18 protein-coding genes and 4 tRNA genes are annotated in these 17368 nt (G+C 70.1%); 1 reads left to right on the top strand and 21 read right to left on the bottom strand.

The window, feature by feature from the left end; genetic code table 11:
* Positions 1 to 142: 142 nt before the first annotated feature.
* The 17 genes from rplL to ACLQ3B_RS16470 all read right to left on the bottom strand — a co-directional run bounded on the left by rplL (position 143) and on the right by ACLQ3B_RS16470 (position 11070).
* On the bottom strand, positions 143 to 529 hold the full coding sequence (rplL, locus tag ACLQ3B_RS16550) for a 50S ribosomal protein L7/L12 (RefSeq protein WP_410821762.1): 387 nt from the start codon (positions 527 to 529) through the stop codon (positions 143 to 145).
* 54 nt (positions 530 to 583) lie between these two features.
* On the bottom strand, positions 584 to 1129 hold the full coding sequence (gene rplJ, locus ACLQ3B_RS16545; protein ID WP_030489577.1) for a 50S ribosomal protein L10: 546 nt from the start codon (positions 1127 to 1129) through the stop codon (positions 584 to 586).
* Between the two features lie 339 nt (positions 1130 to 1468).
* Positions 1469 to 2158 (bottom strand): hypothetical protein, encoded by a 690-nt coding sequence (locus ACLQ3B_RS16540; RefSeq protein ID WP_425781601.1) that lies wholly within the window; start codon positions 2156 to 2158, stop codon positions 1469 to 1471.
* Complete coding sequence (locus ACLQ3B_RS16535) at positions 2155 to 3045, bottom strand: ABC transporter ATP-binding protein (RefSeq protein ID WP_425781599.1); 891 nt, start codon at positions 3043 to 3045, stop codon at positions 2155 to 2157. Before ACLQ3B_RS16535 ends, ACLQ3B_RS16540 begins: the two co-directional genes overlap by 4 nt.
* A gap of 79 nt (positions 3046 to 3124) precedes the next feature.
* Positions 3125 to 3841: a 50S ribosomal protein L1 gene (rplA, locus tag ACLQ3B_RS16530; RefSeq protein ID WP_425781597.1), complete on the bottom strand. Its 717-nt coding sequence runs from the start codon at positions 3839 to 3841 to the stop codon at positions 3125 to 3127.
* A gap of 81 nt (positions 3842 to 3922) precedes the next feature.
* Positions 3923 to 4354 (bottom strand): 50S ribosomal protein L11, encoded by a 432-nt coding sequence (gene rplK / locus ACLQ3B_RS16525; protein WP_091402426.1) that lies wholly within the window; start codon positions 4352 to 4354, stop codon positions 3923 to 3925.
* Between the two features lie 186 nt (positions 4355 to 4540).
* Positions 4541 to 5263: a transcription termination/antitermination protein NusG gene (gene nusG, locus ACLQ3B_RS16520; protein ID WP_238667527.1), complete on the bottom strand. Its 723-nt coding sequence runs from the start codon at positions 5261 to 5263 to the stop codon at positions 4541 to 4543.
* A gap of 38 nt (positions 5264 to 5301) precedes the next feature.
* A complete protein-coding gene (secE, locus tag ACLQ3B_RS16515; protein ID WP_091403530.1) occupies positions 5302 to 5691 on the bottom strand; it encodes a preprotein translocase subunit SecE in 390 nt (129 codons plus the stop codon).
* Between the two features lie 212 nt (positions 5692 to 5903).
* Positions 5904 to 5976, bottom strand: a tRNA-Trp gene (locus ACLQ3B_RS16510).
* A gap of 129 nt (positions 5977 to 6105) precedes the next feature.
* Positions 6106 to 6498 carry a MaoC family dehydratase gene (locus ACLQ3B_RS16505; protein ID WP_425781594.1) on the bottom strand — a complete coding sequence of 131 codons (393 nt, stop codon included), beginning with the start codon at positions 6496 to 6498 and terminating at the stop codon, positions 6106 to 6108.
* Between the two features lies 1 nt (position 6499).
* On the bottom strand, positions 6500 to 6946 hold the full coding sequence (locus tag ACLQ3B_RS16500) for an FAS1-like dehydratase domain-containing protein (RefSeq protein WP_425781592.1): 447 nt from the start codon (positions 6944 to 6946) through the stop codon (positions 6500 to 6502).
* 123 nt (positions 6947 to 7069) lie between these two features.
* Positions 7070 to 7237, bottom strand: a complete 168-nt coding sequence (gene rpmG, locus ACLQ3B_RS16495) for a 50S ribosomal protein L33 (protein ID WP_007073056.1) — start codon at positions 7235 to 7237, stop codon at positions 7070 to 7072.
* A 132-nt stretch (positions 7238 to 7369) separates the two neighbouring features.
* Positions 7370 to 7442 (bottom strand) — tRNA-Met (locus ACLQ3B_RS16490).
* 24 nt (positions 7443 to 7466) lie between these two features.
* Positions 7467 to 7539 (bottom strand) — tRNA-Thr (locus ACLQ3B_RS16485).
* Positions 7540 to 7633: 94 nt separating this feature from the next.
* Entirely contained in the window at positions 7634 to 10162 is a 2529-nt protein-coding gene (locus ACLQ3B_RS16480) for a putative bifunctional diguanylate cyclase/phosphodiesterase (RefSeq protein ID WP_425781590.1), read from the bottom strand.
* A gap of 59 nt (positions 10163 to 10221) precedes the next feature.
* A complete protein-coding gene (locus ACLQ3B_RS16475) occupies positions 10222 to 10347 on the bottom strand; it encodes a hypothetical protein (protein WP_425781588.1) in 126 nt (41 codons plus the stop codon).
* A 639-nt stretch (positions 10348 to 10986) separates the two neighbouring features.
* Positions 10987 to 11070: transfer RNA gene (locus tag ACLQ3B_RS16470), tRNA-Tyr, on the bottom strand.
* A gap of 147 nt (positions 11071 to 11217) precedes the next feature.
* Between ACLQ3B_RS16470 and ACLQ3B_RS16465 the strand changes: the two genes are divergently transcribed.
* The gene (locus tag ACLQ3B_RS16465; RefSeq protein ID WP_124774541.1) at positions 11218 to 11712 is read left to right on the top strand and encodes a YajQ family cyclic di-GMP-binding protein; all 495 of its coding nucleotides are present in this window, start codon (positions 11218 to 11220) and stop codon (positions 11710 to 11712) included.
* 233 nt (positions 11713 to 11945) lie between these two features.
* Here the strand turns inward: ACLQ3B_RS16465 and ACLQ3B_RS16460 are convergent, their stop codons facing one another.
* From ACLQ3B_RS16460 to ACLQ3B_RS16445, 4 genes are all read right to left on the bottom strand, one after another.
* Positions 11946 to 13205, bottom strand: coding sequence for an MFS transporter (locus ACLQ3B_RS16460; RefSeq protein WP_425781587.1), 1260 nt, complete (start codon positions 13203 to 13205; stop codon positions 11946 to 11948).
* Positions 13206 to 13351: 146 nt separating this feature from the next.
* On the bottom strand, positions 13352 to 14227 hold the full coding sequence (gene htpX, locus ACLQ3B_RS16455; RefSeq protein ID WP_425781585.1) for a zinc metalloprotease HtpX: 876 nt from the start codon (positions 14225 to 14227) through the stop codon (positions 13352 to 13354).
* A gap of 112 nt (positions 14228 to 14339) precedes the next feature.
* Complete coding sequence (locus ACLQ3B_RS16450) at positions 14340 to 15839, bottom strand: NADH-quinone oxidoreductase subunit N (RefSeq protein WP_425781583.1); 1500 nt, start codon at positions 15837 to 15839, stop codon at positions 14340 to 14342.
* Positions 15836 to 17344, bottom strand: a complete 1509-nt coding sequence (locus ACLQ3B_RS16445; protein WP_425781581.1) for a complex I subunit 4 family protein — start codon at positions 17342 to 17344, stop codon at positions 15836 to 15838. Before ACLQ3B_RS16445 ends, ACLQ3B_RS16450 begins: the two co-directional genes overlap by 4 nt.
* Between the last annotated feature and the right edge of the window lie 24 nt (positions 17345 to 17368).

The raw sequence follows: 17368 nt of genomic DNA, 5'->3' as shown, positions 1-17368 counted from the left end.
GGGGGGGGGTTCCCCTTTTTTGGTCTCTTCCCTCCACCCCTCCCCCGTTGGGGGGGGGGTTTTTGTTGGCCCCCCCCCCCCCCCGCCGCGACGCGATGGTGTCCCGGCTCACGAGCCGGGTACGCGTTTGTGGAACGTCAGGTCACTTGAGGGTGACCTTGGCGCCTTCACCCTCGAGCTTGGCCTTCGCCTTGTCGGCGGTCTCCTTGTTGACCTTCTCCAGGATGGCCTTCGGCGCGGACTCGACCGCGTCCTTGGCCTCCTTGAGGCCCAGGCCGGTCAGCTCGCGCACGACCTTGATGACCTGGATCTTCTTGCCACCGTCAGCCTCGAGGATGACGTCGAACTCGTCCTGCTCCGGCTCGGCCTCGGCCGCAGCGCCACCGGCACCACCGGCAGCGGCAACCGCGACCGGAGCGGCAGCGGTGACCTCGAAGGTCGTCTCGAACTGCTTCACGAACTCAGAGAGCTCGATCAGCGTCATCTCCTTGAACGCGTCGAGCAGCTCGTCGGTGCTGAGCTTCGCCATATCTGGCGTCCTTTCCTGATTCTGTTAAGTAAGAACTGGTGCGCCGTGGGGGCCTCAGGCCGCCTCGGCGCCCTCCTTCTCGCGCTTGTCCTGCAGTGCAGCCGCCAGACGGGCGGTCTTCGACAGCGGGGCCTGGAACAGGGCCGCGGCCTTGCTCAGGTTGCCCTTCATCGCGCCGGCCAGCTTGGCCAGCAGCACCTCGCGGGACTCCAGGTCGGCGAGCTTCGTGACCTCGGCCGCGGTGATGGCCTTGCCCTCGAAGACACCGCCCTTGATGACGAGCTTCGGGTTGGCCTTCGCGAAGTCGCGAAGCCCCTTCGCCGCCTCGACGACGTCGCCCGAAACGAAAGTCAGCGCGGTAGGACCGGTGAACAGCTCGTCGAGGCCGGTGATGCCCGCGTCCGTCGCAGCACGCTTGGCCAGCGTGTTCTTCGCGACCGTGTAGCTGGTCTCGGCGCCGAGCGAGCGCCGAAGCTGCGTGAGCTGGGAAACCGTCAGACCGCGGTACTCGGTCAGCACGGTGGCGCCCGAACTGCGGAAGCTCTCGGTCAGCTCAGCGACGGCCGTGGCCTTGTCGGCCCGGATCGGCTTGTCCGCCATGTCCCTCCTCTCTCGTTACTCGAGGCTGGTCCCCGTCTCGGCCGAAGCCGGAACGGGGGCGGAGGCAGCACGACAACGAAAAAGCCCCGGCGCAGGGCGCACGGGGCGAGGGCCGGCGGATCACCTGGTCGGCGGACCATGTGCACTGCCGAGTTACGCTTGCCGCCCTACGCGGGTCGCCCGTCGTCGCGGGACCTTCGACCGTGCCGGAGCACGGTGACCAGCGGTCTTTGGGTGGTTCCTCATCCATGAGAACACGGATGACGGTTGAACAGTACGCGCCCCGGCCACCAGCGCCAAATCGCGCCCTGTGAGCCGCGCCACCGGCGCCGGCGGCGGTCAGCCCTGGGCCCGCCGCCGCCACAGGTAGCCACCGACGACCGCGGCGCTCCAGGCCAGCGCCCACACGCTCAGCCCCAACAGGGTCAGCGCGGCCGCGTCGCCGCCGGTGGTGCGAGCCGCGGCCATGATCGGCGGCGCCAGCCAGGGGGCCACCGAGCCGCTCAGGCCGAGGACCACCGCGCCGACCCCGCCGAGGGCCAACACCGCGACGCCGTACCCCGCGCCACCCACCGACGCCCGGCTCGCCAGCGCCCCCAGAGCAACCGCAGCGGGTACGACAAGCAGGTGCGCCCACACGCCCAGCGCGAGCCCGACCGCAATCGACCGGTCCCCCGGGTCGACCGGGCCGGTCACCCCACCGACCAGCCACGGAAAGAGCAACGCGATGGCCACCGTCACCAGCGTCGTCACTCCGGCGGCGAGCAGCCCGGCCAACCGCTCCCGCGCCACCCCGACCGTCACCTGCACCAGCCGACGCTGCACGTCCGGCTCGACGTCCAGCAGGATCTTGGTCTGCCAGGCGAGCACCGGGAAGAGCACGACCGCGGAGACGCCGTACGCCTCGGCCGGCTGGGCGCGGCCACCGCCATAGAGCGTGCCGAGCGTGATCAGGCCGGCGAGCAAGGGTGCCACCGCCCGCCCGGTTCGCAGGAAACCGGCCAGCCGCATCCGGACCAGGGCGCTCACCGGGCCTCCCCCGCGGTCGGCTCGACCACCGGGTCGGCGGCCTGCGGCTGCTCCGCTGTCAGCTCCCCGGCCGCCGGGAGCGGCGACTCGGCGGCTCGGGCAACACCGGCCGGCTGGAGCGGCTCGGCGGGTCGAGCCTGGGGTGCGGCGGTGGAGGCGTCGGAGCGTACCCGCAGCACCTGGTGGCCCTCGGCGCGCAACCGGGCGACGGTGCCGGCGACCCGCGCGGCCGGCACGGCGACCTCGACCACGGCGAGCGTCTCGTCCGACGACGGCGTCTCCTCGGAGAGTGAGCCGTCGGCCACCAGCCAGCGACGGGCGGCCGGCAGCCGGACCGTCTCGCCGCGGTGGTCGCTGACCAGAACGGCGCCCTCGGCGGCGAGCACCTCGGCGATCAACTCGGGCACCAGCTCGCGGGTGGTGGCGTCCAGCCCCTCCCACGGCTCGTCGAGGACCAGCAGGCCCGGTGGGCGCAGCATCGCCTGGGCGAGGCCCACCTTCTGCGCGGTGCCCTTGGACAACTCCGGCAGCCGGACCGAGCGGAAGGCGGACAGCCCGAGCCGGTCGGTCCAGGAGGTCACCGCCTCGTCGGCCGCCGCCCTGCCCAGCCCCGCGACGCGGGCCATCCCGCTCAGATAGCGGGTCACGGTGAACGGCTGGTCGGCGGGGAAACGCTCCGGCACCCAGGCCACCCGCGTCGGGCGGTCGGTGACCCGGCCCCGGCCCGGCCGGAGGACCCCCGCGGCCACCTGGAGCAGGGTCGACTTGCCCACCCCGTTGCGGCCCAGCACGACCGCCACTTCGCCCGGCCCGATCCGTACGTCGATGCCCCGCAGCACCCACGGCCCTCGCCGGTGGTACCGCAACCAGATGTCTTCCAGCCGCATGGGCCGAGCCTGCCACATCTGGAACGCGCCGGGGCGCCGCCACGGTCGTGGCGGCGCCCCGGTGGAGCGATCTGTCGGCTCAGGCCTCGGCAGGGTCTCCGGTGAGGTTCTTCACCAGGTTCGGGTCGACCGGGACACCCGGGCCCATCGTGGAGGTCACGATGACCTTGCGGAGGTACTTGCCCTTGGCCGCGGACGGCTTGGCACGCAGCACCTCGTCGAGCACCGCGGCGTAGTTCTCCACCAGCTGGGTCTCCGTGAAGGAGGCCTTGCCGATGATCAGGTGCAGGTTGGAGTGCTTGTCCACCCGAAAGGTGATCTTGCCGCCCTTGATGTCCTGCACCGCCTTGGTGACGTCCATGGTCACCGTGCCGGTCTTCGGGTTCGGCATGAGACCGCGCGGGCCCAGGATCCGCGCGATCCGGCCGATCTTGGCCATCTGGTCCGGCGTGGCGATCGCCGCGTCGAAGTCCAGCCAACCACCCTGGATCCGGGCGACCAGCTCATCGGTGCCCACCTCGTCCGCGCCCGCGGCGGCGGCCTCTTCGGCCTTCGCGCCGCTGGCGAACACGATCACGCGGGCGGTCTTACCGGTGCCGTGCGGCAGGTTGACCACGCCGCGGACCATCTGGTCCGCCTTGCGGGGGTCGACGCCGAGGCGCATGGCGACCTCGACCGTGGCGTCGAACTTGACGTTGGTGGTCTCCTTGGCCAGCTTCACGGCCTCGGAGGGGGTGTAAAGCTTCGACCGGTCGATGACATCGGCGGCCTTGCGGTAGCTCTTGCTGCGCTGCATTGCTGATTACTCCTGTGGTCTCTGGCGGGCCGCTCGGCGCGAGCCCTCCCACTGTCGGGTCGTCGAAGGCCGGGGCCGACGTCAGTCGTTGACGGTGATGCCCATCGACCGGGCGGTGCCGGCGATGATCTTCTCGGCCTGGGCGATGTCGTTGGCGTTGAGGTCGGCCATCTTCTTCTCGGCGATCTCACGCAGCTGGGCGCGGCTGACCGAGCCGACCTTCTCGGACTGCGGAACACCCGAACCCTTCTGCACACCGGCGGCCTTGATCAGCAGCCGGGCAGCGGGCGGGGTCTTCAGCACGAACGTGAAGGACCGGTCCTCGAACACGCTGATCTCGGCCGGGACGATGTCGCCCCGCTGAGACTCGGTCTGCGCGTTGTAGGACTTGCAGAACTCCATGATGTTCACGCCGTGCTGGCCGAGCGCGGGGCCGACCGGCGGCGCCGGCGTGGCCTGGCCCGCCGGCAACTGAAGCGTGAACGTCTTGACGAGCTTCTTCTTCGGAGGCATGTCACTTCCTGGGGCTTGGAGCTGGGAAAATGCGGCTGTCGCCGCCCTCGGGCGCGCACGGTCAGCGCGGTGCGACAGCGGCGACATTCAAGAGTAGCGCAGGCCGCAGCCCACTCGTCCGCCGAGGTCGAGCGAGAGCGCGTACGCCGACGTCGGCGGCGGGTCGGGCCCGCCGCCGACGACCAATCAGATCTTGGCGACCTGGTTGAAGTTGAGCTCCACCGGAGTCTCCCGACCGAAGATCGACACCAGCACCTTGAGCTTCTGCTGGTCGGCGTTGATCTCGCTGATCGTGGCCGGCAGCGACGCGAACGCACCATCGGTGACGGTGACGGAGTCGCCCACCTCGAAGTCGAGGACCTTGATCTCCGGCTTCGACTTCTTCTGCTCGGTCTCGACGGCTGGCGCCAGCCACTTCAGCACCTCGTCGAGCGAGAGCGGAGCGGGCCGGTCGGCCCGGTCGGTCGCGCCGACGAAGCCGGTCACACCCGGGGTGTTCCGGACACAGGAGTACGACTCGGCGGTCAGCTCCATCCGGACCAGGATGTAACCAGGGAAGACCTTGGCCTGGATCTGCGAACGCTTACCGTTCTTGACCTCGACCTCTTCCCGGGTCGGCACCTCGACCTGGTAGATGAAGTCCTCCATGTCGAGGCTCGTGATCCGGGTCTCGAGGTTGGTCTTCACCTTGTTCTCGTAGCCGGCGTACGAATGCACCACGTACCAGTCGCCCGGCGCGTAGCGCAGCTTCTGCCTCAGCTCCGCGACGGGGTCGTAGTCCTCGTCCGGTGCGGGCTCGGTCGTTGGGAACTCCGGCTCGCTGGCGGCCTCAACCGACTCGTCACCAGCCGCCGTCGCGACCGTGGACTGCTCGTCCACCGGTCCGGCGGTCTCGTCGTACTCAGGCACGCTCGCTCACTTCCGTCACTATGGCTGGAGGCAGCCGGTCAGTCCGAGTTGCCAAAGACAAACAACACGACCTTGGCGAAGCCGAAGTCCAGCACACCCACGATCGTCAGCATCACCGCGACGAACGCCACCACCACGGCGGTGTAGGTCAGCAACTCCTTGCGGGTCGGCCAGATGACCTTACGCAGTTCGGCTACGACCTCGCGGAAAAACCGGGCGATGCGGCCGAAGACGCCCACCCGACCCGTTTCCGACCGGGTGGTCGGTCGGCTGTCCGCCGACTCCGCCCGGGCACGGGACCGCGTGGCGGTGCCTCCCCGGGAAACCGGCTCGTCCGCGCCGGAGGCGTCGTCGTCGGCCACGTCGTCGACGACCTCGTCGTCCAGACGATCGTCGCCGTCGTCGTCGCGCCGCTTGTTGTCGGCCACTTCGCCCTCCGTCGCGGAATCTGGGGTCGTACGCCGAGTGGCGTACGCGGCGCTGGTCACGCCGGCCGAACCCAACCGTCCCGCGACGGGCCGCGGCCGGTGGATCACCCGGAGGGCCCGATTGCCTCGGACCACCCCGCCGATGCCACCACCACGGGCCGGACGCCGCCAAGCTGGCGGCGCGACCCACGGGAACGGTCAGGCCTGAGGCGCAGGGGTGACAGGACTTGAACCTGCAGCCTGCGGTTTTGGAGACCGCTGCTCTGCCAATTGAGCTACACCCCTATGCGGCAACACTCGCCCCACGCGGCCACAGACGACCGAGCAGGGGTCACTTGCCCCACGGCGGACCAGTGTACGGGTAGCCGCCCGACTTTCCCAACCGGTCTCTTCGCCACGCGTGGCGGGCTCGGTTCAGCGCGCCGTGCGGATGGTTGCCCGCGCCTGCGACAGCACCTTGTCGCCCAGACAGGTGGCGGTCACCTCGATCCGGGTGAGACCGTCCTCGGTCGGCGTACGAAGCCGCGCGGTGACCTCGATCTCGGTCCCCTGGTCGTCGTCCGGGACCACCACCGGCCGGGTGAAACGCACGCCGTACTCGACCACCGCGTCCGGCGACCCGGCCCACTCGTTGACGGCCCGGCCGACAAGCGCCATGGTGAACATGCCGTGGGCGATGACCCCGGGCAGACCCACAGTGGTGGCGACCCGGTCACTCCAGTGGATCGGGTTGAAGTCGCCCGAGGCGCCGGCGTAGCGGACCAGGTCCGCGCGGGTCACCCGAAACGTCTGTGCTGGAAACTCCATGTCACGCCTCCCCGCGGATGACATACCTGGCCCAGACCGCGACGACGGGTTCCCCGCCGACGGTGCTCACGTCGGTGCGCGTGGTCAGGAAGCCGTGCCCGCCCCGGGTGCTGACCTCTTCGATGGTGTTGGTGCAGACCAGCTCATCGCCGGCGACCACCGGCCGGGTGTACGCGAACCGCTGGTCGCCGTGCACCAGGCGGCTGTAGTCGACACCCAGGGCCGGGTCCTCGATGATCTGGCGGCTCGCGGCCATCGTGACGATCACCGGGAAGGTCGGCGGGGCCAACACGTCGGGGTGGCCCAGCGCCTGCGCGGCCTCCGGGTCATGGTGGGCCGGATCGGTGGCGCCGATGGCGCTGGCGAACTCGCGGATCTTTTCTCGGCCCACCTGGTAGGGGGCGGTCGGCGGATAGGTCCGGCCGACGAAGGAAGGGTCCAGAGGCATGCCGCGAACCTACACGGAAAGCCCAATCGCCGACCTGATCGGTAGGCGGCGAAGCCGCGCCAAACCGGTCAGATCGGCGATCGAAAAACTTCGACAGCGGCCGGCCCCGAGGCCGGCCAACAGTCAGCGGGTCTCGCGGTGGACCGTGTGCCGACCGTCGCGCGGGCAGAACTTCTTCAGCTCGATGCGGTCGGGGTCGTTGCGCCGGTTCTTGCGCGTGATGTAGTTGCGCTCCTTGCACTCCACACACGCCAAAGTGATCTTCGGCCGGACATCGGTAGCCTTCGCCACGGCGGAGTGCCTTCCTCGCTAACGGAAACAACTACGACGCGCCAGCCTAGACGCTGACAGCGCGGACATGCAAAGTGGGCGCCAGAAGCGCCCATTCTTACGACCACCGGCAACGAGCCCGGAAGACGAGAGTAGCGGTGGCCGGACTTGAACCGGCGACACAGCGATTATGAGCCGCTTGCTCTACCATCTGAGCTACACCGCTGCGATGGGTCCAGCTGAACCCTCGAGCCCCCTTACGGAATCGAACCGTAGACCTTCTCCTTACCATGGAGACGCTCTGCCGACTGAGCTAAGGGGGCCTGCGCGATCTTCCCCGTGGGGCGCGCAGGAGTAAGAGTACACGGCCCGGCTCGACAGGTGAAATCGGATCCCCGATGATCGTCCGCACCCTGTTCAGGGCACGACACGAAGGCGCGGCAGCTCCCCGCTGGAGATCGACTCAGGCTCGACCTGGGCGCCGAACCAGGCAGCCAACCGCTCGTACGGCAACGGCCTGCTGAACAGGAAGCCCTGCCCGATCTCACAGCCGATGTCCTGGAGAAGCTCCAGCGTCAGCTCGCTCTCCACACCCTCGGCCACCACGGCCAGGCCGAACTGCTGGGAGAGAGTCACCACCGCGTTGACGATCGCCAGGTCCCCCGGATCGGTCGCCATACCCTGTACGAAGGAGCGATCCACCTTCACCTCGTGCACCGGCAACCGCCGCAGATGCGCCAGGGACGAGTCGCCGGTGCCGAAGTCGTCCACCGACAGCCGTACGCCGAGATCCCGCAGCCGTTGCAGGGTGGGGATGGGTCGGTCCGTGCCGTCCAGCACCCCCGACTCGGTGATCTCCAGGGTGAGACGCTGCGCCGGCACCTTGTACTCGGTCAGCAACTCCTGGACCCGGTCCGGGAAGTGCTGGTCGACGAGCGTACGGGCCGAGAGGTTGACCGCGATGGGCAGCGGCTGGTCGGCCAGCGCCCAGTCCCGACTGCGACGGAGGCCCTCGCGGAGCACCACCTCGGTGAGCCGGCTCAACTGGCCGGTGTGCTCGGCCACCGCCACGAAGTCCTCGGGTGCGACGGTGCCGTGCGTCGGGTGCTCCCAGCGGGCCAGGCACTCGACGCCGACCAGGCGGCGGTCCCGCAATGTCACCTTGGGCTGGAAGTAGACCTCCAGCTCGCCCTGGTCCAGTGCCTGGTGCAGGTCGCCGGCCAGACCCAGCCGGCGCAGCGACCGAGACTCCAGGCCCGGGCTGAACAACTGCACGCTGCCCGGCACCGACTTGGCCGCCGTGGTGGCCAGGTCGACCCGCAGCAGCAAGGTGGCCGCATCGCTGCCATGATCCGGGTGTACGGCCACCCCGACAGCGGTGTCCACATTCAGAGTGAGCGCGTCGAAGACCATCTCGTCGCGGATCTGCTCACGCAGTTGAGCGGCCAACTCGAGCGCTGCCTCGGCGCTCTCCAACCGCAGCGTCACCAGGAACTCGTCCCCGCCGGCCCGGCCGACCAGAGCCGACGACGGCGCGCTGGCCCGCAACCGGTTGGCGACCTCGGCCAGGACCTTGTCCCCGGCTGCGTGACCGAGGGACTCGTTGACCTGGCGCAGACCGTCGACGTCGAAGAGCAGCAGCGCCACCACCTCGCCGGGCAGACGAATCTTGACCGACTCGTCCAGTGCGCCGGTGATCCGCCGACGATTGGGCAGCTTGGTCAGCGCGTCGTGGTACGCGTCGTGCCGCAACCGGTCCACCAACCGGGAGTTCTCCAACGCCACCGCCGCGTGCGCGGCCACCGTCTCGAAGACCGAGATGTCGCGCTGGGTGAAGTACAGCGGGTCGGCGAGCCGATTGGTGACCTCGAGAGTCCCGATCACCACCCCGCCCGACCGGAGGGGAACAACAACGGTGTCCTTGACCCCCCTCTCGGCGAGGCTGGCCCGGAACTGGGGATCGCTTGTCACTCCACGGCCGACCGTCACGGGGCGGGCCGTTTCCAGCACCTTCTCCCGCAACGCCGACGGGGTAAGGGACAGGTCCAGCAGACCAGAATCCTCGACCCTCGCGGTGAGCAGAATCTCGGGATGCCGCCCCTGCGCCGGCAGCCAGAGGGTGGCGTACTCGGCCTGCATCAACGCGCGCACCCGACCGAGGAGGGCGTCGACAAGGGTTCCGTCCTGGCCGCTGGCCGCCACCGCCCTGCTCAACTCGTACATGTCGGTCAGCGTGCGGTGCTGGCGGAAGAACTGGGTGTACGAGCGGTAGACCAGCGCGAGCCCGGCCGCCAACGCGGCCAGCGGCACCAGCGACCACCAAGACTCCCGGATCAGGATCAGGACGATCAGGCCGGCGGCCACGTTGATACCCGCGGTCAGGAGCAGCGACGGCACTGCGCGAAGCGTCTCCCGACCGGCCTGCCAGCCCTGCAGGAGGGTGTGTACCGAAGCGACGCCGGTGAGGCTGACCAGGATCACCACACTGATCGCGCAACACAGACTCACCCAGGTCGCCGGGCCGACACCCGACCTCGGCGGCAACGCCTGGAGAACCAGTGTGGCGAGCGACGTCCCGGCGGCCGCGCGCGCGACGTTGAACCAGACCTTTGGCGCCGTTATCCGATGCCGCAGTTGCGTGACCAGGGACGCGAGCGTGTAGATGACCACGACGGTCAGTGGCGGCAGGAAGTAGAACGCGAGTACGAGCGGCAGCTCGGTAAGCGTCATGGCCACCGACTGTCGGCGGACCACCAGCACCAGCAACGGAAGGCCCGCGGCGATCATCGCCACGAGAAGAAGCGCGGCCCAGTGCCAGTCACCGAACGACTGATCGGCGACCAGCCCCGTGAGGATCACGCAGGTAACAGCGAGAAGGATCAGCGGAGCGGTGATGATCCAGGCGTCTTCCGAGGACCTACGCCTCAACTGGTCCCGCGCGATCATCCCGCTCCCTGCCTGCGTGGCGTGTCCTTGAAAGCCGGCGACCCGTCAGACAGGGGCCGTCAGACCCAGATGATGTCGCCCAGGTTCAGGTCGGCGGGGACACCGTGGTTACCGATGACCATGGTGGCGACGGCAGCGAGGATGAGGAGCGAGCCATACAGCCGGCCCAACCTACGACCAGACATAAGATTGCTCCTGTCGGAAGGTCTCGTGGGGGTAGTGGAGGTTCCACGATCGTGCCACAGTGCGGGCAGCCAGAGAAGTGGTGGTCGCCCGACTAGCCCCACCGTCAGTTACTTCCCGCCGTTCGGCCTACCGCCCTCGCCGCACCGGGCCAGATCACGAGCTTGCGGGGCAGTTCACCGCTTCACGCAGCGTCGAATACGACCTTCAACACAATTCGGGTCGAGTTGTAAACACTCGCCACGCCCGCTCCGACAATCACCCTCAGTAATATTCCTACAACGCGCGCCCCACGTACGCCTCGGCTCGGCCATCGACCACCATACCGGCTCCGCGCCATCCCGCCAGTACTTCGTCGGGTTCATTTCAGATGGACGACGACCGGCGCGAAGTCAGACTACGAGCATCGTAAGCGCAGCTCAACTTACCCACGGCATCGAAAGTAGCGGATGACCTCCCTTTCGAGCCGCGACGAGGCAAGCCCTGACCTGGCGCTGCGGGCCCGGCCTCAGGATCGACGCCACCTTCAGGCCGCCCTCCACCCTTCGGTCCCGCATCGGCTGGACTCAGCCGGACTCGGCTAGATCAACGACAACGGCCCCTGATCAGCATCTCTGCTGGTCAGGGGCCGTGTCTGCACCTGGTGGCGGGTAGAGGATTCGAACCTCTGAAGCTTTCGCGACGGATTTACAGTCCGCTCCCATTGGCCGCTCGGGCAACCCGCCAGGGCACCCCACCGCGTCGCAACGCGGCGGCGGAAGCAAGAATAGCGGCTCCCCCCGGTGCCGACGCAACCGGGTACGGTCAGGGGGTCGTGCCGCTGGTCGGCGGCCGACGGCAGGCCCAGACCGCCGGACAGCAGGAGCAGAAACATGGCAGCGAACCCGTCGTTCGACATCGTGAGCAAGGTTGACCGTCAGGAGGTCGACAACGCCCTTCGGCAGGCGGAGAAGGAGCTTGCGACGCGGTTCGACTTCCGCGGCACCGGCGCTGAGATCTCCTGGTCTGGTGAGGAGGCGATCGGCCTTCAGGCAGAGACCGAGGAGCGCGTCCGCGCCGCACTGGACGTGTTCAAGGAGAAGCTCGTCAAGCGGAACATCTCGCTGAAGTCGCTGGATGCTGGGGAGCCGCGTCCGTCGGGCAAGATCTTCAAGATCGACTGCAAGGTGATCCAGGGCATCGAGACGGACAAGGCCAAGGCCATCAGCAAGAAGATCCGTGACGAGGGCCCCAAGGGCGTGCAGGCGCAGATCCAGGGCGACCAGTTGCGCGTGACCGGCAAGAAGCGCGACGACCTGCAGGCCGTCATCTCGCTGCTCAAGGGCGAAGACTTCGGCGTCGCCCTTCAGTTCAACAACTACCGCTGACGGCCGCCCGCCCTGACCCGCCAGCGATCTCCGAACGCGACGCGCCCGGCTGAGATCGACTCGGTTTCCTGAAAGTCGGGGCATCCGGGCGACTGGGACACCGCGACTTTCAGTAAACCGAGTCGATCAAGGGCGGGCCGAGCGCGGGCCGAGCCCGACACCGGCCGAGCACGGGCCGAGCCCGACACCGGCCGAGCACGGGCCGAGCACGGGCCGAGCCCGGCACCGGCCGATCAGACGGTTACGGGTTGTTCGGTGCGTACCGCTGTGGTTTCCGCACGGGCGATGGGCCCGGCGGGCAGTGCGGCTACCGCGGCCCCGACGGCGACGGCCGCCCCGGCGAACAGGAACGCCCAGCGGACGCCGCCGGCGTGGTCCACGATCACGCCGGCCACCGAGCCGCCGGCGGCGCTGGACGCCACCGCGACGGTGACCACCCAGGTGTACGCCTCGTTCAACATGCCGGTTGGGGCGATCCGGCCGACCAGGGTGTTCTCCAGGGTCAGGGCGGGCGCGATGGTGGCGCCGCCGGCGACCAGCGCGACACCCAACGCCAGTGGGGTGGGCATCACCGCGAACACCGCGAAGGTGGCGGCCAGCGCGGCGAGCAGCAGGGCGAACTGCCGGGTCATGTTCGGTGCCGGCCTGCGGACGCCGAACCAGAGCCCACCGATGGCGCTGCCGATGCCCCAGACGGCGAGCAGCAGGCCGGCGAGGCTCTCCGGGTCGTTGGTGGTGTGGTCGCTGGCGAACGCCGGCACGATCACCCCGGCGGCCCCGAACGCGATGCCCAGGCCGGCCACGCAGATCAGCAGGGCCGGGAAGCCGGGGACCCGCAGCGGGCCGAGCCCACGGGCGTGGTGCTCCTGCGGGTGCGGACGCCAGCCGCGCATGACCCGGCCGAGGGCCACGGCGGTCGTGCCGACCAGGGTGACCACGGCCGCACCGATCAGCGCGGCTGCCGCGTCTGCGACGAGGACGAAGCCGGCGACGAGCAGTGGGCCGAGGACGAAGACGATTTCGAACAGGGTGGTCTCGGCGGCCAGCGCGGTGTTGCGGAGGGGGTACCGGCCGGAGGTGGGGCCGGTCAGGTCGTTCCAGGCGCCTCGGATGGCGGCGGTGAGCGGCGGGTAGGTGGCGCCGGCCACGCCTGCGGCGAGGTAGATGACGGGGAGGGCGTCGTCGCCGGAGCGGCTGGCCAGCAGCAACCCGATGAGCGCCAGCGGGTGGGCCACGGCGGTGAGCAGCAGGACGGGGCTGGGGCCGACCCGGTCGGCGATCCGTCCGGCGACCGGGCTGAGCGCGGCGCCGGCGAGGGCGTAGATGCCTCCCGCGATGGCGGCCAGTGAGTAGCGCCCGGTCACCTGCTCGACCACCAGGAGCAGCGCCAGCGGGGTCATGCCGATTCCGAGCCGCCCGATGATGCCGGTGATCAGCAGCATGGGCGCACCGGGGATCCGCCAGACACCCAGGTACTGACGCAGCGCGGTCACCGTGAACCTCCCGAGGGTGTAATGAGCGTGAGCCGTTATGACCCTAACGCCGCCGGCTGACGGCAAGACAGCGGAATAACTCTCCGACACGGCGATCCGCCCGTACCCGACGCGGCCGGGTACGGGCGGATCAGTGGATCAGTGGATCAGCGCTGGAACTGCACAGGCCCCGAGTTGCGGGCCATCTGCTCCAGCCGGGCGACGCGGTCCTCCATCTTCGGGTGCGTGGAGAACAGCGCGGCCATGCCGCCGCCCCGGAACGGGTTGGCGATCATGAGGTGGGCGGTGCTGGTGAGCTGGCCCTGGGCCGGCAACGGCCGACGTTGGGCCACCGCGTCGATCTTGCGGAGCGCGCTGGCCAGGGCCAACGGGTCGCGGCTCAGCTCGGCGCCGGAGGCGTCCGCCTGGAACTCGCGGCTCCGGCTGATCGCCAACTGGATCACCGTGGCCGCGATCGGGCCCAGGATCAGGGTGAGCAGCAGCACGGCCGGGTTGGGTCGGTCCTCGTCGTCCCCGCCGCCCAGCGGAATGAAGAAGGCGAGATTCGCCAGCAGGGTGATGATGCTGGCCAGGCCGGCCGCCACGCTGGAGATCAGGATGTCCCGGTTGTAGACGTGGGACAGCTCGTGCCCGATCACGCCGCGCAGCTCGCGGTAGTCGAGGATCTCGGTGATGCCCTGGGTCACGCAGACGGCCGCGTGCTGCGGGTTACGACCGGTCGCGAACGCGTTGGGCTGCGCGGTCGGGCTGACGTAGAGCCGCGGCATCGGCTGCTGGGCGTCGGTGGCCAGCTCCCGGACCATCCGGTACAGCTCGGGGAACTGCGCCTCGGTGACCGGTTGCGCGCCCATCGAGCGCAGTGCGAGCTTGTCGGAGTAGAAGTAGGAAACGCCGTTCATGACCAGAGACACGAGGACGGCGATGACCAGGCCGCCGCTGCCGCCGAACCAGTAGCCCACCGCCAGGATCAGGGCGCTGAGCAGGCCGAGCAGCGCTGCGGTCTTCAGACGGTTGTGGTGCACGATGTCTCCTTCGGTGCACGGATCGCCGGGATCCGCTGACCGGTGTAACAACCCGGTACCCGTCAACCATCCGTCTCAACGCTGAGAGTTGACTGAGACCGGGCCGGGTGGGTCAGCGGCCGGCCAGGTCGAGCACCAACTGCGGGGCGACGCCGAGCACCACGGCGGCCACCGTCGCCACCGCCAGCACCACCGCCACCACACCCACCACGGGTACGCCCGACGCTCCGTCACCGGCGAGCGCCGCGGCCGGGCCGGGCGTCGTCGTGGGCGCCCAGAGCGCGGCGGTCACCCGCAGGTAGTAGGCGAGGCCGATCACGGCGTTCAGCGCCACCACAAGCGCCAACCAGGCCGCGCCACCGTCCAGCAGCGCCCGGACCACTGTCACCTTCGCGAACAGGCCGGCCAGCCCCGGCGGCAGACCAGCCAGACCCACAAGCGCGAGACCGAACGCCGCAGCCCGCCAGGGGTGCCGCCGGGCCGCCCCGCGCAGGTCGTCAAGGGTGCCGCCGTCCGCGCCGGCCGGGCGCAGCGCGGTCAGCCCGGCGAACGCCGCCAGCTCCAACACCACGAAGAAGACGGCGTACGCCACGGCGGCCGCGTACGCGGCGGACCGTGCCTCGTCCGTGCGCCCGGCGGCCAGCGCCAACGCTCCCAGCGGGGCGAGGATGTAGCCGGCCTGCGCGACGGACGACCAGGCGAGCAGCCGGACGGTGCGCCGTTGACGAAGGGCGACCAGGTTGCCGACGGTCATGGTGAGCACGGCGAGCAGCGCGAGCACCGGACCGGTCTGGTCCGCGGGCAGCGCCCGCTGCACCACGGCGAGCAGGGCGACGAGGCCGCCCAGCTTCGACGCGGTGGACAGGTAGGCGGCCACCGGCAGCGGCGCGCCGTCGTAGGTGGCCGGCGCCCAGGCGTGGAACGGCACCGCCGCCACCTTGAAGGCCAACCCGACCAGCAGCACCGCCACCGCGGCGGTGGTCAGCGGCAGGTCCCGCAGCTCTGGCTGCTCGGCGAGCAACGCGCCGAGCCGGTCCAGGTGCAGGCCACCGGTCACCGCGTACAGCAGCGCCGCGCCGAGCAGGGTCAGCGTGGTCGCCACCACGCTGACCACGAAGAAGGTCAACGCCGCCTCGGCGCTCGCGAGGCTCCCCCGGCGCAGACCGACAAGCACGTACAGCGGCAGGGTCAGCGTCTCCAGGGCGACGATCAGCGTGATCAGGTCGCCGGCCGCGCCGAGCACCACGCCGCCGGTCATCGAGCAGGCCAGCAGGAAGGCGTACTCCCCGACCGGTGACCGCCCGGCCAGCAGCGCGGGCACCGACAGCCCGAGCACGCCAAGGGTGAGCAGCGCGACCACCACACCGACCAGGGCCGCGCGACCGCCGAAGACCCAGGAGCAGTCGGCGCCCACACAGAACGTCCGCCGCTCCGCTCCCGCGCCGACCAGCGCGGAGCCGACGGCGGTGCCGAGCGCGCCGAGCGCGGCCACCACGATCGTGGCCCGTGGCCGAGCCAGCAGCAGATCGGTGATGAGCACGAGCACTGCCGTGCCGGCGGCCAGGTAGGCCGGCAGCAGCGCGACGCTGTCCACGCTCTGCACGACGTTCATGGTCTGACCACTCCGATCAGGGCGTCGACAGGGGCCTCGGCGACACCCAGGACCAACGTCGGCGCCAGGCCGATGGCCAACGCGAGCAGCACCAGCGGCACCCACGCGGTCAACTCCGCGCCGGCCAGGCCGGGGCCGACCTGCCCGACGGCAGGGCTCGGCCGGTTGTGGGTGACCTGGCGCAGCAACCGCAGGAAGTACGCGGCGGTGAGCGCCCCACCGACCGCCGCCAGCACTCCGAGGGTGGTCCAGAGCGGGCCGCCCACCTGGACGGCGGCGATCACCGCGAACGCCTCGCCCCAGAAGCCGGCCAACCCGGGCAGACCCAGCGACGCGATCGCCGCGAACGCCAGCAGACCCGCCAACCGGGGGGCAGTCTCCCGCAGCCCGGACAGCTCGGCCAGGGTGCCCGTGCCGGTACGGTCCTTCACCGCCCCGGCCAGGAAGAACAGCAGGCCGGTGATCACCCCGTGCGCGACGTTGCCGATCAACGCAGCCTGGATGCCGACGGTGGTCAGCGTGGCGACGCCGAGCAACACGAAGCCCATGTGCCCCACACTGGAGTATGCGATCAGTCGCTTCACGTCCGACTGGGCCAGACAGACAAGCGAACCGACCAGGATCGCGGCGACGGCCAGCACGCCGAGCACCGGCGCCGCCCACCGGGCGCCCTCCGGCGCCACCCCCACCGCCACCCGGATCAGACCGTAGGTGCCCATCTTGAGCAGCACCCCGGCCAGCACGACACTGCCCACCGTGGGGGCCTGGGTGTGCGCGTCGGGCAACCAGGAGTGCAGCGGCCACAGCGGGCTCTTCACCGCGAACGCCAACGCGAGCAGGGTGAACGCGGCCAACTGGGTGCCCCTGGACATCCCCGTGCCACCGGTAAGCGTCACCAGGTCGGCGGTGCCGGCGGCGGCGACCACGACATACACGCCGACCAGCAGCAGCACCGACCCGAACAGCGTGTAGAGCGCGAACTTCCGGGCCGCCCGACGCCGGTCCGCGCCACCCCAGCCGGCGATGATCGCGTACATCGGCAGCAGGACGACCTCGAAGAAGAGGAAGAACAGCACCAGGTCCAGGGCGAGGAAGGTGCCCAGGATGCCCACCTCGACCACCAACAGCAGCGCGACGAGCGCCCGGCCGCTGCCGCCGTCCGGGACCCGCCACATCGTGTACGCGCAGCAGAGCAAGGTGAGCAGCGCGGTCAACACCACGAGCGGCCACGAGATGCCGTCGACGCCGAGATGGAAGCGCAACTCCAGGCCGGGCACCCAGGGCAGATCCAGTTGGTGCCACGGGCGCACCGCCGGCGCGCCGGCCGACCAGGCGACCCAGCCCCGACCGCCGAACACCAGCGGCACCGCGGCCAGCAGGGTCAACGCCGCCGCGACCGTGCCGACCAGCCGGGCCGCCCGGTCCCGAGGCGTAGCCGCCACCGCGACCGCGCCCAGCGCCGGCAGCGCCAGAACAGCGACCAACAACCCCTGGCCAAACGTCATCGGGCCACCTTCGATCGCGACTGC

The organism is Micromonospora sp. DT53 (assembly GCF_049841535.1).
GTDB lineage: Bacteria > Actinomycetota > Actinomycetes > Mycobacteriales > Micromonosporaceae > Micromonospora.
This window is presented reverse-complemented; position numbering and strand designations above follow the sequence as displayed.